The organism is Chitinolyticbacter albus, from assembly GCF_024437655.1.
Taxonomy (GTDB): Bacteria; Pseudomonadota; Gammaproteobacteria; order Burkholderiales; family Chitinibacteraceae; genus Chitinolyticbacter; species Chitinolyticbacter albus.
Window position 1 is genome coordinate 270828 of sequence record NZ_JANBVF010000001.1, and the last position, 12674, is coordinate 283501.

Consider the following 12674-nt stretch of genomic DNA (forward strand, 5'->3'; position numbering starts at 1 on the left):
TATGCGTGTTCGAACAAAGGCTTACAAGAGTGATTCTCAATTGTCTTTGGCGGCGGGCATGCGGCCAGGCGCGATGGCGCGGCGCTCCCGGTCTGCGAGGCCCTCCAGCAGCGCAGTGCCATGCTCGCCGATACGCCAGCTGGCATAGCGCGCCTGGGCAAAGCGCTCGCCCTCCCCTTCGGCGAAGAAATAGCTGTGCGTGGGCAGCTTCGCGCCATGGTTCTCCCAGCGCAGCTTCAGCACCAGCTCTCCAGCTCGCGGCTTGCTGGCGACATTGCCCACCCGTTGCAGCTGGCCGATGCCGTATTGATCACGCCGCAAATACGCGTACAGCACATCGCCGCGTTGCGGCGCCCAGTGCGCGGCGGCCATCGTGGCATCGATGCGTTCGGTCAGCGCGTAGTCGAGCGCCATATAGTCGCCCTGCATCAAGGAGCGCGGGTCCACGGGACGCAGCGGCAACAGCACGGCATCGCCACTGGCGAGCGTGCGCTCGTGCCCGGCCACGATCAGGTTGAAGACCAGCAAGGCGGGCAAGGCCGCCAGCAACGGCCAATAGCGTGGGTTCATGCCTTCCTCCTTTGCAGCCAACCCCAACCGGCCAGCAGCACGCCGCCCATGCCGATCAGGATTAGCCCCTTGTGCCACAGCGGCAGTGTCAGGCTGTAGTACCACGCGCCATAGCCGAACAGCAGCGTGGTCAGCCCCAGCCACAGCAGAAGCAGGCGCTGCGTGCTCAATCCCAGCCACAGCAGCAGCAGACCTGCCGACAACTGCGGGCTCAGCACCGCCAGCGGAAGCAGCAACGCCAAGGGCCAAACCAGAGCAAAGACCTGTGGCTGGCGACGCACTACGCTGAATACAGCCCACAGCAACACAGCCTGCTGCACGATGGCAGGCAGCCAGTCCCGCACCGCCGTCAGACCGAACATCGGCGCTTCGAGATGCTGATCCAGCAGCACAACCAAGCCGGCGAGCCAGATCACCACGGCAGCGTCACGCAGCGGCCATTGCACCGCAGGCCAGCGCACACGGCAGGTCCACAAGGCCCAGATCAGCCAGGAAAACAGCAAGTGGCGCGCAACGGCGAGGTAAGTCCCCCAGTACCGGAGTTGCTCAAGCTCACCGTAGTAGGAAAACCAGCGTTCCGGCAGCAACCAGTACCAGATCACGCCGAATGCCAGCGATGCGGCAAGAAAACGCAACAGGCGATCAGGCGAGAGCAGATAGAGGCCAATCCCGATCACGAACAGCGTGACATCGATGTTCTGCTCCAGCCTCAAGCCGATCGGGATCAAGGCGGCCCCTGCCAGCGCAAACGGTACGGCAGCGCTCTTGATGAACTGCGGTGTAGCTCGCCGCAGGGCAACGGCGGCACCAACCAGGAACACGATGCCGAGCAGCACCTGCAGTGATTCGGCGCCGCTGATTGCTACGGGCACCAGGGTGGCAGCCAGCACCAGGATCGCCGCCACCCAGGCCGCAATGCCCTGCAACAGCTGTATACCCCAGTGCATGGCCGGCACGGGTAGTACCGCCGATTCCGCCAGCTCGCCACGGCCGTGCAAATCAGCAATCAATTCGTTCCAGCTCATGCCTGCGCCTCCTGCCAGCGTTGCTGCAGCTGGTGCAGCAACCAGCCGATGGTCGCCAGGCTGATCACCGCCACGATCGCCACCAGCCACGCGATGTCTTCGAAATGGCCGATGCGGGCCATCAATGACAACAGCGCCGCCCAGGCCGCAAACAACACCAGCGCCACCGGCACGATATCGTTGCGCCGCACGCCCATAGTGGTGCATAGCGCCAGCCAGGCAGCCCAGAGGCCGAGCACCAACACGCTGGCCGTTTCATGTGACTGGTCGAGCAGGATGCCGGAATGCCCCCCGGCCCACGTCAGGCACGCCGGGTAGCTTGTCAGCAGGGTGATCAGGCTGGCCAGCGTCAGCGCGAGCATGCGCTGTCCGCCGGTCTGTGCCCGAGGCCAGATGTGCGCCAGCGCCAGTCCCCAGAAGGCTGCCAGAGGCAGGTTCAGGTCGGAATCGAACAAGGTATCGAACAGGAACACCCTATGCACACCTTGCCAGCTGACGATGGCCAGTGACCCCACCAGGATGAACAACGCGCCCAGTGGCAGCCAGCGCAGGTAGAGCAGCCACGGCAGCAGCAAGGCGGCCCACAAGGCAAACAGTTGCCAGGCATCGGCCCCGGTCTGGTAGGCCTGGCCGATCACCGCCAGTACCACGCCGGTGAGCACGGCCACGGCGAAGGCGGCCCAGCGGTGCGCAGCCTGGCCGCGCGGCGTAAAGCAGGTCAGGGCCAGCGCGGCCAGCCAGGCGAGTTCGGCAACGCCGACTTGCACCAACCGCGGCCAGGTGAGCCAGTTGGAGGCAAAGATCATCAGCACGCCGGCCAACACGCTGATCGTACCCAGTGCCAGCAACAAGCGTTGTGCGCAGCTGCGCCAGCCGGCATCGTCCAGCGCCAGTGCATCGACGGCGCGGCGATGGCCCGCGTCGGTCAGCGCACCGCCAGCCCACCAGGTATCGAGTACATCGCGTGGCGCCATCGGTCTGCCCCTCCGGAAAACTGGCAACATATCGTAAGCCAAACGAAATAAAAAGCCCGGCATCTGCCGGGCTTCGCGGGGCTGGATGGGCGCCTATTTGTAGCCGACGCGATCCATCAGCTGGGTCGCCTTGGCCTGCAACTCGCCCGCCTTCGATACATTGATCGGGTTGGGTTTGAAGCTGCCCCAATCGGCCACCAGGCCGTCAGGCTTCACCTTGGGGTTGACCGGGTATTCGAAATCCTTGGTCGCATAGAGGTTCTGCGCCTTGTCCGACGACAGCCATTCGATCAGCCGCACCGCACCCTTGGGATTCTTGGCGTGCTTGGTCACGCCGGCGCCGGACACGTTCACATGCACGCCTTCGGCATTCTGGTTGGCCCAGAAGATCTTGGCGTTGAAATCCGGCTTCTTGTCGACGATGCGGCCGAAGTAGTAGCTGTTGGCAATGGCGACGCCGCACTGGCCGGCGGCGAGGGCTTCCAGCATCTTGGTGTCGTCGGCGAACACGTCGGTCGCAAGGTTGGCGACCCAGCCCTTTACCACCTGCTCGGTCTTGGCCTCGCCGTGCTGGGCAATCATCATTGCCACCAGCGACTGGTTGTAGACCTTCTTCGAGGTGCGCAGACACAGCTTACCCTTCCACTTCGGGTTGGCCAGGTCTTCGTAGGTGGAAAGATCGGTGGGCTTCACTGTCTTCGGGTTGTAGAAGATGGTGCGCACGCGCTGCGACAGGCCGAACCACAGCCCGGCAGGATCGCGCAGGTGCGCCGGCACATTGGCGTCGAGCACGCCCGACTTGGTCGATTGGAACAAGCCAAGCTCGGCGGCCTGCCACAGGTTGCCGGCGTCGACCGTCATCAGGATGTCGGCCGGCGTGTTCTTGCCCTCGGCCTTCAATCGCTCCATCAACGGCCCTTCCTTGTCGGTCAGCACCTTCACATCGATGCCGGTTTCCTTGGTGAAGGCATCGAACAGCGGCTTGATCAGTTGCTCGTTGCGCGCCGAGTAGACGGTCACCGATTCAGCCTGGGCAAGGCCGGTAAAGAGGACCGCAGCGAGCGGGAGGACGAGGAAGCGGGGCATGGCGGACTCTCCGGAATGAGCTGAATTCAGCCTGTCACTTTAGCGTTTTTGACAATCATTCTCAACAAATGCTTGCCAGGCGCCGCTCCACGCCAGCAGCCAAGCGGCCTCACTAGAAAGAGCCCCCCGCCCTGCTCACACCCGGGCAAGGTCATTCGATTTCCAGCCGGTGCCAGCCCTGCCCGGCGGCGATCGGCGAAATGGCGGGTGCGCATTCAACCGACGCGAATCAACGACCCGGTGTTCCGGATTGCACCTCACTGAATGGCTCATGACCTGGCCCTCTGCACAGAACAGCGTGGCACCTCCACGCGAGTGCAATGCGGCGCGGCACCACTGTCGTTTCTGAATGGGCCATTCTCCTTGCTCAATCAACAACTTGGCAGGATGCTTACGGCCCCAGCGGCAAGCCTTATGATCCTGTACTTCAGTTTGGTGGCGAGCGGCAGCGGCGCTACAATCCCCGACCGTTTCAAGAAGGATGCAGCATGCTCTGGTTCCGCAATCTCCAGCTCTACCGCCTCGCCCCCGATCACGGCCTGAGCGCCGAATCGATCACCGATTGCCTTGCCAAGCGGCCCTGGTTGCCCTGTGGCGCGATGGACCTGATGACGCAAGGCTGGGTGCCGCCGGCGCCGCACGCAGTCGAGTTGTTCGGCTATCCGCAGCAAGGCGCGGTGCTGGTCGCGCTCAAGACCGAAGAGAAAATCCTGCCGTCCATCGTGGTGAAGCAGGAGGCCGAATACCGTATCGCGCAGATCGAGTCGGAAGAAAACCGCAAGGTCGGCCGCAAGGAAGCCAAGGACCTGCGCGATCAGGTGACGCACGAACTACTGCCCAAGGCCTTCACCCGTTCGCGCGTGCAACGCGCGCTGATCGACCTGGAAGCGGGCCTGGTGCTGGTCGATGCTGGCGCCGCCGCCAAGGCCGAACAGCTGCTCTCGGCACTGCGTGAAGCGCTGGGCAGCCTGCCCACGCGGCTGATCGATACGCAGACTACGCCGCAGACGGCGATGACGTTGTGGCTGGAAAGCGCGGATGCGGGCGAGTTCGATCTGGGTCAGGACGCCGAATTGCGCGAGCCGGGCGACGAGGGTGCCATTGCCCGCGTCTCGCGCCAGCCGCTCGACAGCGACGAGATCCGCCGTCATCTGGAAGCCGGCAAGCTCGTCAGCCGCGTCGCATTGTCCTGGCAGGACCGCATCGCCTTCCAGCTCACTGAGAAGCTCGAGCTCAAGCGCGTCACCATGCTCGACACACTGACCGACGCGGTGAAGGATTTGGATGCGGCCGATCAGGCGGCGCTGTTCGACAGCGGCCTGGCGCTGACCATCGGCGAGCTGCGCGGCCTGGTGCCAACGCTGATCGAAGCCCTGGGCGGCGAACAGGGCGCGTAGTGCCGCGTTGACGGCATCAAGCGTCAGCGCAACAGGCGCGCGTCGAAATCGAACGGTGCTTCGACACGCGCGGTCACGCCGCGTGCCGCGAGCTGGGCGGGGTTCAGCATTAGATTGGATTCCAGCGGCACGATCACCGAAGGCACATACAGCGCGAGCTGCCCGGATTCGCGCAGCCAGCGCGTGCCGGCGTCGCGGCTGGCGTCGCCCGGCGGCACCGCATCCCAGTCCCGCGGTGGGGTGACGCTGCCATACAGCGCGTCGTCGTCGGGCAACTCAATCACCACCAGCTGGTAGTCGCGCGGCATCAGCCCCGGTTCAGGTAGATGGGCCAGTACCTCCAGCGCGCACAACGCCCGGCTGCTCGCCGCATAGACGGCCGGCACGTCGCGATGATTCCAGCGCCCGCCCTCCAGCGCCGCGCCGTAGCCGGAAAGATCGGTGGCGTAAGCGGCGCGGGCGATGCGCCAGACCTTCAAAAAACGCCCCCGTACTGGATGGTGACCAGCACGCGGCGCACTTCCTGCGCGCCGATCTCGGTATCGAGCATGGAGAACGGCGTAGCGCCGTTGAACGCGCGCGACGGCAGCGTCAGCCAGCGCTTGGCCTGCGCCGCATCACCAAAGGCCGCGACGGCGCGATCGGTGATCTCGGCAATGCGCGCCACGCGTTCGCTCTCGGCCACGCCCAGCGTCTTGTTTTCCTTGGTCAGACGGGCCGCGGTGGAGGCCGGCAGGTGCAGCACGCCATACACCGCCTGCTTGGGGATATCGAATTCGTCCGAGATGCCTTGTAGCACATCGGCGGACATACCCTCGCGGATCAGCGCGATACGACGCGCCGGCGACGCTTGTGCCAGCTCCGACGACAACAGGCGAAAACTGCTGTTCTTGTCGGCTTCGCCAAGCCGGGCAAGACGGATTGCGTTTTGAGCCATGCTGGGCTCCTAAAGCTCATTTGAGATTAAATAATAACTCAAACGAGACAAATGGGGGGGGCGTCGTATTGCACCCGGCACAGCGTGTCCTTTAATGCAGGCCCAAGCCCCGGGCCATGAAGGCAGCGAGGATAGGCAGCAACACCAGCAAGTGGCTCTCGATCATCAAACAGGAACGAACCCGGCGCAGGTCGGCCGCTTCCGGCACAAAGCCAGGATCGGCCAGCACCGCCCGCCGCCACGCCTGGAAACGTCGGGTTGGATAGACCGAGATCAGGCCGATCAGTACGAATAGCGTGATCTTGGCGTGGAACACCGGGTTGGATAGATAGAACGCCGCGCCCTTGGCACCGAAATAGAGGCGTGCCAGGCCACTGGCCAGCACGATCATCGCCGACAGGAAATAGACGATGTCGTAACGCGCCAGGCGCGCGGCGGCGACAGGCATCCATTCGCGCTTGACCAGCACGGTCTCGATCGCGAGAAAGGTGATCAGGACAAAGATCGCCAGGAAGTGGGTGGCGGCAAGGACGGCGTCGAGCATGAAAACTCCGGGGGAAAATGGAACGCCCCGCAGCTTGGCTCAGCGGCAGTGCCACCGCAAGCACAGGCCCACAGGGCCGTGACATTCATGCCCACTGGATGGGTAATCCATTAAATCACGACTACTTCCAGCACATTTATTGACCGTTCATCTGCTCGTGAATGGCTGTAATTCCATTCCAATGCAATTTTTCTTACGTAAGCGTTCCACCCTCTCCACCACAATTATTATTTCACTTTTGTTGCATCGCACCACACACGCCTTGGTCTACCTGCAAAATTCACACTTACATTGTTTGTTTACAGTAAAAGGTGTCTTTTTTTCCTGCAGCGCATGCACATCCGCTTAGCTTTCAAATACATCAGAACATGATTAATTAATTATTTGCATCCTGCCTTGATGGCCGATCAATATGTTTTCCGCCGCAATGCCACATCGGCATGTGGGCTCGTTGCGAATCCAATCGCTGCTTCGAATTGATCTGGTTTAGGGTCATTCAACTGGGTAGGGCGAAAATGATCGAAACTCACTATGAATTCACGGGAAAAGTACTCATCGTCGGCTTTGGATCGATAGGGCAAGGGGTACTCCCACTATTGCTCCGACACTTCCAATTAAAACCGTCCCATATCAGCATCGTAGCAGCTGATTACGATGGCTGTGAAATAGCGGCGCGATATGGAATACGCCTGACCGCCATAGAATTAACCGAAGTCAATTACCGTCAGGTGTTGGCTCCCATGTTGGAGCCGGGCGATTTTCTGGTCAATGTGTCCAATGACGTCGCGAGTTTTTCATTGATCGAGCTTTGTCAAAGGCTGGGAGCGCTCTATATCGACACCTGCATTGAACCCTGGGCTGGCGGCTATACCAATACCCGAATTCCACCGCGGGAACGCAGCAATTACGCCCTGCGCGAACAGGTGCTCACATTGCGCAAGGATTTCCCCCACGGCCCCACCAGTGTGCTGACCCATGGCGCCAATCCCGGGCTGGTTTCGCATTTCGTCAAACAGGCGCTGATGGATCTGGCCGATGCGAGCCACCAGAAAATCGATCCGCCGACGAGTCGTGCCGGCTGGGCGCAACTGGCACGGCATCTGGGCATCCGCGTGATCCAGGTTGCCGAGCGGGATTTCCAGCAGGCATCGCCGCGCAAGCAGCCGGACGAGTTCGTCAACACCTGGTCGGTGGAAGGCTTCGTCGGCGAGGGTTGCCAGCCGGCTGAGCTGGGCTGGGGCAGCCACGAGCAACACTTTCCGCACGATGGTCATCGACATCCCCATGGTTGCCGCTCGGCCATCTTCCTCAACCAGCCGGGCGCGGCGACGCGCGTGCGCAGCTGGACCCCACAGGCCGGCGCTTATCACGGCTTTTTGATCACCCATAGCGAAGCGATTTCGATCGCCGACTATCTCACCATCGGCAAGGGCGACACCCCCGATTACCGGCCGACCGTGTACTACGCCTACCACCCGTGCGACGACGCGGTGCTGTCGCTGCACGAACTGGCCGGCCGCAACTGGCAGCTGCAACCCAAGATCAAGCTGGTCAAGGAAGAGATCGAGCATGGCCACGACGAGCTGGGCGTGCTGCTGCTCGGGCATGCCTGGGGCGGCTACTGGTTCGGCTCGCGCCTCGATATCACCGAGGCCCGGCTGCTGGCCCCGCACAACGGTGCCACCAGCCTGCAGGTAACTGCGGCCGTCGTCGCCGCCATGGACTGGGCAATCCGCCATCCCACCGAGGGCATCGTCGAGCCGGAGGACCTGCCCTACGACGAGATCCTGGCCTTCTGCCGCCCTTACCTCGGCGAGCTGCTCGGCGCCTACACCAGCTGGAATCCCTTGCAGGATCGCGGCTGGATCTTTCCCGAAGAGGTCGATCACACCGACCCGTGGCAATTCAAGAACTTCAGAGTTTAACCAGGGAGCCCGTACATCATGGATCACCATGGCAACATGGCCCGGCTGGACGATGTCCTGTCCTACTGGGCCGAGCAACAGCCGCGACGTAAGGCCTATACCGAACTCGATGCCGAGGGCGCGGAGGTTGAGAGCATCAGTTACGAGCAGCTGGCGGCACGTGCCGGGGCCCTGGCGGTGCGGCTGCGCACGCTGGCCGAGCCCGGGCAGCATGTGATCCTGGCCTACCCGGCCGGGGTCGACTTCATGGTCGCCTTCTTCGGCTGCATGTACGCCGGTCTCGTCGCCGCGCCCGTGCCCTTGCCCAAGCGCAATCGACCCAATGCGCGGCTGGCGCAGATGGTGGCGGCATCCGATGCCGCGCTGCTGTTAAGCAACAGTGCGACGCTGCAATGGATGGGCAGCGTACTGGTGCGCGAGGCGGACTGGCCGGCCCGCGTCACCCTCGTGGCCAGTGATGACGGGACCACCGCCCCATCCGCCACCCCGCCGAGCCAGGCGCAGCATCCTATTGAACGTGGACCGCAGGCCTTCACCCAGTTCACCTCCGGCTCCACCTCGCTGCCCAAGGGGGTGATGATCAGCCACGAGGCCTGTCTCTACAACCTGCAGATGGCCCGCTCGGTGAGCGGTGCGCGATCCGATTCGGTGTTCGTCAGCTGGCTGCCGCATTACCACGACCTCGGGCTTGTCGCCCACCTGTTACACAGCTTCTACTGCGGCAGCCACTGCGTGGTACTGGCGCCATCGACCTTTGTCGCCCAGCCCGTGCAATGGTTGCGCGCGATCAGCCGCTATCACGGCCAGTACACCGGCGCACCGAATTTCGCCTACCAGCTGTGCCTCGATCGCATCGGTGAGGCAGAACGACAAAGGCTGGATCTCTCCAGCCTGAAGATGGCGATCAACGCCGCCGAGCCCGTCCAGGCGCAGACGGTGCGCGATTTCTGCGCGGGCTTCGCCGTCAGCGGCTTCGAGCCCCGGATGTTCCTGCCCGCCTTCGGCATGGCCGAGGCCACGGTGTTCGTTGCATCGGGCACGCTCGACGACGAGCCGGTGTACAAGCAGATCGACGCGATGGCGCTCTACACCGAAGGCGTGGCGCGGCCAGCGCAGCCCGGTCGTGAAGCGAAGGAGCTGGTGGGCTGCGGCCACGGCAAGTTGCACCAGCGGCTCACCATCGTCGATGCGCAGACCCGCCTTGCGCTCCCTGCCAACCGCGTCGGCGAAATCTGGGTACATGGGCCCAATGTGATGACGGGCTACTACAAGCGGCCAGAAGCCAATGCCGAGGCCTTCGGCACGCTCGATAGCGACGATCAGCGCCAGCTACGCACCGGCGATCTGGGCTTTATCGATGAGACGGGCGAGCTCTTCATCACCGGCCGGATCAAGGATCTGATCATCATCAACGGCGCCAACTTCTATCCGCAGGATATCGAGGCGTGCGTCGAGGCAAGCCACGCGGCGTTGCGCCGCGACGGCAGCGCGGCGTTCGGCATCAGCGATGGCATCTCGGAGCGGCTGGTGCTGTTTGCCGAAGTGGACAAGGACACCGCGCAGCGCGCGGCCGGCGATCCGTCATTGCTCGACGCCATTGCCGAAGAGATCGGCGCCGCCGTCACCCAGCACTTCGAACTCGCCGTCGCGCATATCGTGTTCCTCAAGCCCACCCAGCTGCCCAAGACCTCCAGCGGCAAAGTGCGGCGCCAGGAATGCAAACAGCGTTTCTTGCAGCAGCACCCCGAACGACTCTCGCAATGGCCGAGTGCCACTCCCCCCCACCCCGAGGAAAGGAAACAGCCGATGTACAACATAGAAAAGGCGTTGCAACGCGTGACCGACATGGGCGCGGAGCACCTGCGCGTATTCAGCCTGCTCACCCAGATCCTTACCGCGCGCTACAAGCTGCGCCTGGCGGATTTCGACATCGACAAGTCGATCTTCTTCTACGGGATCGATTCGCTCAGCATCATCGATATCCACGCCGAGATGGAAAAGAAGCTGGAACGCTCCATCCCCACGGTGGCGTTCTTCCATGCCAACACCGTGATCGAGATGATCGACGATATCGTCATCGGCATGACCGATCGCAGCCAGTTCGATCGCCGCATCGCCGAAGGCCGCACGCTGCGCGAGGAGGTCGATCAATCGGTGTCCTATCTCGCCGAGAAGCTCGACAAGGTCAAGGGCAGCTCCGACGGCGCCATCGGCCGCCGCACCTTGCTGACCGGCGCATCGGGTTTCGTGGGCGTGGCGCTGCTCAAGGAAATTCTGGAGCGGTCGGACGCCGCCGTGGTATGCATGGTGCGCGCCGCCGACGAGGCCGCCGCGCTCAAGCGCATCCGCAATACCTCGGCCAAGTATGCGTTGACGCTGCCACAGGGCTGGGAGTCACGCGTCTCGGTCATGATCGGCGACATGTCCAAGCCGCAGTTCGGCCTCACCGACACCGATTACCAGCGCTATGCCGCCGAGATCGACAGCATCTACCACTGCGCGGCCATCGATAACTTCTACCTGCCGTACAGCGTGATGCGCAAGACCAATGTGCTGGGCGCGATCGAGGTGCTCGATTTCGCGCTGCACACACAGCTCAAGCCCATCTTCTATATCTCCAGCTGCGCCGTCTCGATGCTGGAAGGCAAGGAAGAGAACACCGAGGTGACCGGTCTCGTGAACGGCTACGCGCAGAGCAAGTTCGTCGTCGAGCAGATCATGCTGGAGCTGGCCGAGCGCGGCTACCCGCTGGTCAACTACCGGCTGGGCTATCTGTACAACCTGCGGGTGCAGGACGTGGCCGACAACACCCCGTTCGAAAAGCTGTTGCAACAGGTGGAAGCTGCTTACGGCGAACTCGACGAAGAGCTGATCATCGACGCCGATGCCTTCGAGAACTTCCTCTCGGTCATTCCGCAGATCGGCGCCTTCCCGCTCATGGATGCCGATTTCGACCTGACCCCGGTCGAGTACGCGGCCAAGGCCATCGTCGCCACCACGGTGCTGCCAGCCGCCAAACGCAAGACCACCTACACCTTCTACAACCCCAAACCCCTGCACTGGCAGGATGTGGCCACCTACTTCAAAAAGGAACACCCGGACATCGAGCTGGTTGCGCTGCCCGAGTTCCTGGATCGCTACGAGGACTACATCCGCAAGACCAACCGCGTCAGCGTGAAGCTGCTGAAATCCGTGGTGTCGCACCGGCTGGATCACCAGCTGAACGTGATGTTCCGCCATGTGGAAAACGATCACGCCACGCAGTTCAAGGCATGGTGCCCGCCGTGCGATGCGCGCTTCACCCACTACTACGTGGATTTCGCCGTCAACGGTTAAGCACCGGTCCAACCCGCCGGCGTGGGTCGTCGCGATGGCCGCCCACGCCGGCCCTTCTTACTGCAGCCGCTTTGTGCGGCTGCGCCGTTACGCGGAGCCCGCATGCACTGGGTTTATCTGATCCTTGCCATCGTGTTCGAAGTGGCCGGCACCACCAGCATGAAGCTGTCCGAAGGGTTCACCCGGCTCTGGCCCAGCATCCTGATCTTCGTGTGCTACAGCCTGTGCGCGGGCTTTATCACGCTGGCGCTCAAGCGGCTGGAAATCTCGGTCGCCTACGCCATCTGGGCGGGCATCGGCACGGCGCTGATCGCGCTGGTGGGGATGCTCTACTTCAAGGAACCGGTGACCGCCGTGAAGATCGCTTCGCTGGTGCTGATCGTCGCCGGCATTGCGGGCCTCAACCTGAGCGGGGTCAGCCGATGAAGGCCCGTCTCGCACTCGTCGCACTGCTGCTCGCCGCGGCGTCGGCCCGCGCGGCCGACAGCCCCAGCGGCCTGTGGCGTTTCGTCGACGATGATTCGGTGATCGAATTCAGCACCTGCAATGGCTCGGCCGACACGCTGTGCGCCGTCTTGCGCAAGCTGCCCAATGCGAAAGCGCTGGCGGCACTGTCGGCGCAGCAGCGCCGCGAAGCCCCCTCCTGGTGCGGTAAGCCCCTGGTCGGCGCACTGACGCGGGATGAACCCGATCAATGGCGAGGCGGCTGGGTCTACGATCCGCAGACGGCTCAACGCTATCGCGCCACGCTCAAGCAGACCGCGCCCGACCAGCTGGAGCTGCTGGCCTTTGTCGGTTCCGAGTGGTTATCCGAGCGCATGGCGCTGGAGCCCTGGCGCGCAGCAGCGCCGACCTGCCCGTGATCGATCCGCTCGCCGCC

The 12674-nt window shown here is 63.1% G+C and carries 12 protein-coding genes; 5 read left to right on the plus strand and 7 right to left on the minus strand.

All coding sequences use genetic code 11. From position 1 onward, the window contains the following. Positions 1-36 precede the first annotated feature (36 nt). From NLI84_RS01325 to NLI84_RS01340, 4 genes are all read right to left on the minus strand, one after another. Positions 37-570: a GDYXXLXY domain-containing protein gene (locus NLI84_RS01325; RefSeq protein ID WP_255987636.1), complete on the minus strand. Its 534-nt coding sequence runs from the start codon at positions 568-570 to the stop codon at positions 37-39. Next, positions 567-1595: a DUF4401 domain-containing protein gene (locus NLI84_RS01330; RefSeq protein WP_255987637.1), complete on the minus strand. Its 1029-nt coding sequence runs from the start codon at positions 1593-1595 to the stop codon at positions 567-569. The genes NLI84_RS01325 and NLI84_RS01330 overlap by 4 nt, the downstream gene beginning before the upstream one ends. After that, the gene (locus tag NLI84_RS01335) at positions 1592-2569 is read right to left on the minus strand and encodes a DUF2157 domain-containing protein (RefSeq protein WP_255987639.1); all 978 of its coding nucleotides are present in this window, start codon (positions 2567-2569) and stop codon (positions 1592-1594) included. Before NLI84_RS01335 ends, NLI84_RS01330 begins: the two co-directional genes overlap by 4 nt. Before the next feature lie 93 nt (positions 2570-2662). Next, positions 2663-3655, minus strand: coding sequence for a Fe(3+) ABC transporter substrate-binding protein (locus NLI84_RS01340; RefSeq protein ID WP_255987640.1), 993 nt, complete (start codon positions 3653-3655; stop codon positions 2663-2665). 488 nt (positions 3656-4143) lie between these two features. On the opposite strand from NLI84_RS01340, the gene NLI84_RS01345 reads away from it, so the two are divergent. Further along, entirely contained in the window at positions 4144-5052 is a 909-nt protein-coding gene (locus tag NLI84_RS01345) for a recombination-associated protein RdgC (RefSeq protein ID WP_255987642.1), read from the plus strand. A gap of 23 nt (positions 5053-5075) precedes the next feature. Here the strand turns inward: NLI84_RS01345 and NLI84_RS01350 are convergent, their stop codons facing one another. From NLI84_RS01350 to NLI84_RS01360, 3 genes are all read right to left on the minus strand, one after another. Beyond that, positions 5076-5531 (minus strand): RES family NAD+ phosphorylase, encoded by a 456-nt coding sequence (locus tag NLI84_RS01350; RefSeq protein ID WP_255987643.1) that lies wholly within the window; start codon positions 5529-5531, stop codon positions 5076-5078. Further along, complete coding sequence (locus tag NLI84_RS01355; RefSeq protein WP_255987644.1) at positions 5528-5989, minus strand: Xre family toxin-antitoxin system antitoxin; 462 nt, start codon at positions 5987-5989, stop codon at positions 5528-5530. Before NLI84_RS01355 ends, NLI84_RS01350 begins: the two co-directional genes overlap by 4 nt. Before the next feature lie 91 nt (positions 5990-6080). After that, positions 6081-6533, minus strand: coding sequence for a DUF2214 family protein (locus NLI84_RS01360; protein WP_255987645.1), 453 nt, complete (start codon positions 6531-6533; stop codon positions 6081-6083). 515 nt (positions 6534-7048) lie between these two features. On the opposite strand from NLI84_RS01360, the gene NLI84_RS01365 reads away from it, so the two are divergent. The 4 genes from NLI84_RS01365 (at position 7049) to NLI84_RS01380 (ending at position 12657) form a co-directional block, all read left to right on the plus strand. Beyond that, on the plus strand, positions 7049-8458 hold the full coding sequence (locus tag NLI84_RS01365) for a homospermidine synthase (protein ID WP_255987647.1): 1410 nt from the start codon (positions 7049-7051) through the stop codon (positions 8456-8458). An 18-nt stretch (positions 8459-8476) separates the two neighbouring features. Next, positions 8477-11794: an AMP-binding protein gene (locus tag NLI84_RS01370; RefSeq protein ID WP_255987648.1), complete on the plus strand. Its 3318-nt coding sequence runs from the start codon at positions 8477-8479 to the stop codon at positions 11792-11794. A 102-nt stretch (positions 11795-11896) separates the two neighbouring features. Then, positions 11897-12220, plus strand: a complete 324-nt coding sequence (locus NLI84_RS01375; RefSeq protein ID WP_255987650.1) for a DMT family transporter — start codon at positions 11897-11899, stop codon at positions 12218-12220. After that, positions 12217-12657: a DUF2147 domain-containing protein gene (locus NLI84_RS01380; protein ID WP_255987652.1), complete on the plus strand. Its 441-nt coding sequence runs from the start codon at positions 12217-12219 to the stop codon at positions 12655-12657. Before NLI84_RS01375 ends, NLI84_RS01380 begins: the two co-directional genes overlap by 4 nt. The last annotated feature ends 17 nt before the right edge of the window (positions 12658-12674 follow it).

Bases quoted from the DNA above. Each gene is read 5' to 3' on its own strand.
- NLI84_RS01365 (WP_255987647.1), top strand. From the start codon at position 7,049: ATGATCGAAACTCACTATGAATTCACGGGAAAAGTACTCATCGTCGGC.
- NLI84_RS01345 (WP_255987642.1), top strand. From the start codon at position 4,144: ATGCTCTGGTTCCGCAATCTCCAGCTCTACCGCCTCGCCCCCGATCAC.
- NLI84_RS01325 (WP_255987636.1), bottom strand. From the start codon at position 570: ATGAACCCACGCTATTGGCCGTTGCTGGCGGCCTTGCCCGCCTTGCTG.
- NLI84_RS01360 (WP_255987645.1), bottom strand. From the start codon at position 6,533: ATGCTCGACGCCGTCCTTGCCGCCACCCACTTCCTGGCGATCTTTGTC.
- NLI84_RS01330 (WP_255987637.1), bottom strand. From the start codon at position 1,595: ATGAGCTGGAACGAATTGATTGCTGATTTGCACGGCCGTGGCGAGCTG.
- NLI84_RS01340 (WP_255987640.1), bottom strand. From the start codon at position 3,655: ATGCCCCGCTTCCTCGTCCTCCCGCTCGCTGCGGTCCTCTTTACCGGC.
- NLI84_RS01370 (WP_255987648.1), top strand. From the start codon at position 8,477: ATGGATCACCATGGCAACATGGCCCGGCTGGACGATGTCCTGTCCTAC.
- NLI84_RS01380 (WP_255987652.1), top strand. From the start codon at position 12,217: ATGAAGGCCCGTCTCGCACTCGTCGCACTGCTGCTCGCCGCGGCGTCG.
- NLI84_RS01335 (WP_255987639.1), bottom strand. From the start codon at position 2,569: ATGGCGCCACGCGATGTACTCGATACCTGGTGGGCTGGCGGTGCGCTG.
- NLI84_RS01355 (WP_255987644.1), bottom strand. From the start codon at position 5,989: ATGGCTCAAAACGCAATCCGTCTTGCCCGGCTTGGCGAAGCCGACAAG.
- NLI84_RS01375 (WP_255987650.1), top strand. From the start codon at position 11,897: ATGCACTGGGTTTATCTGATCCTTGCCATCGTGTTCGAAGTGGCCGGC.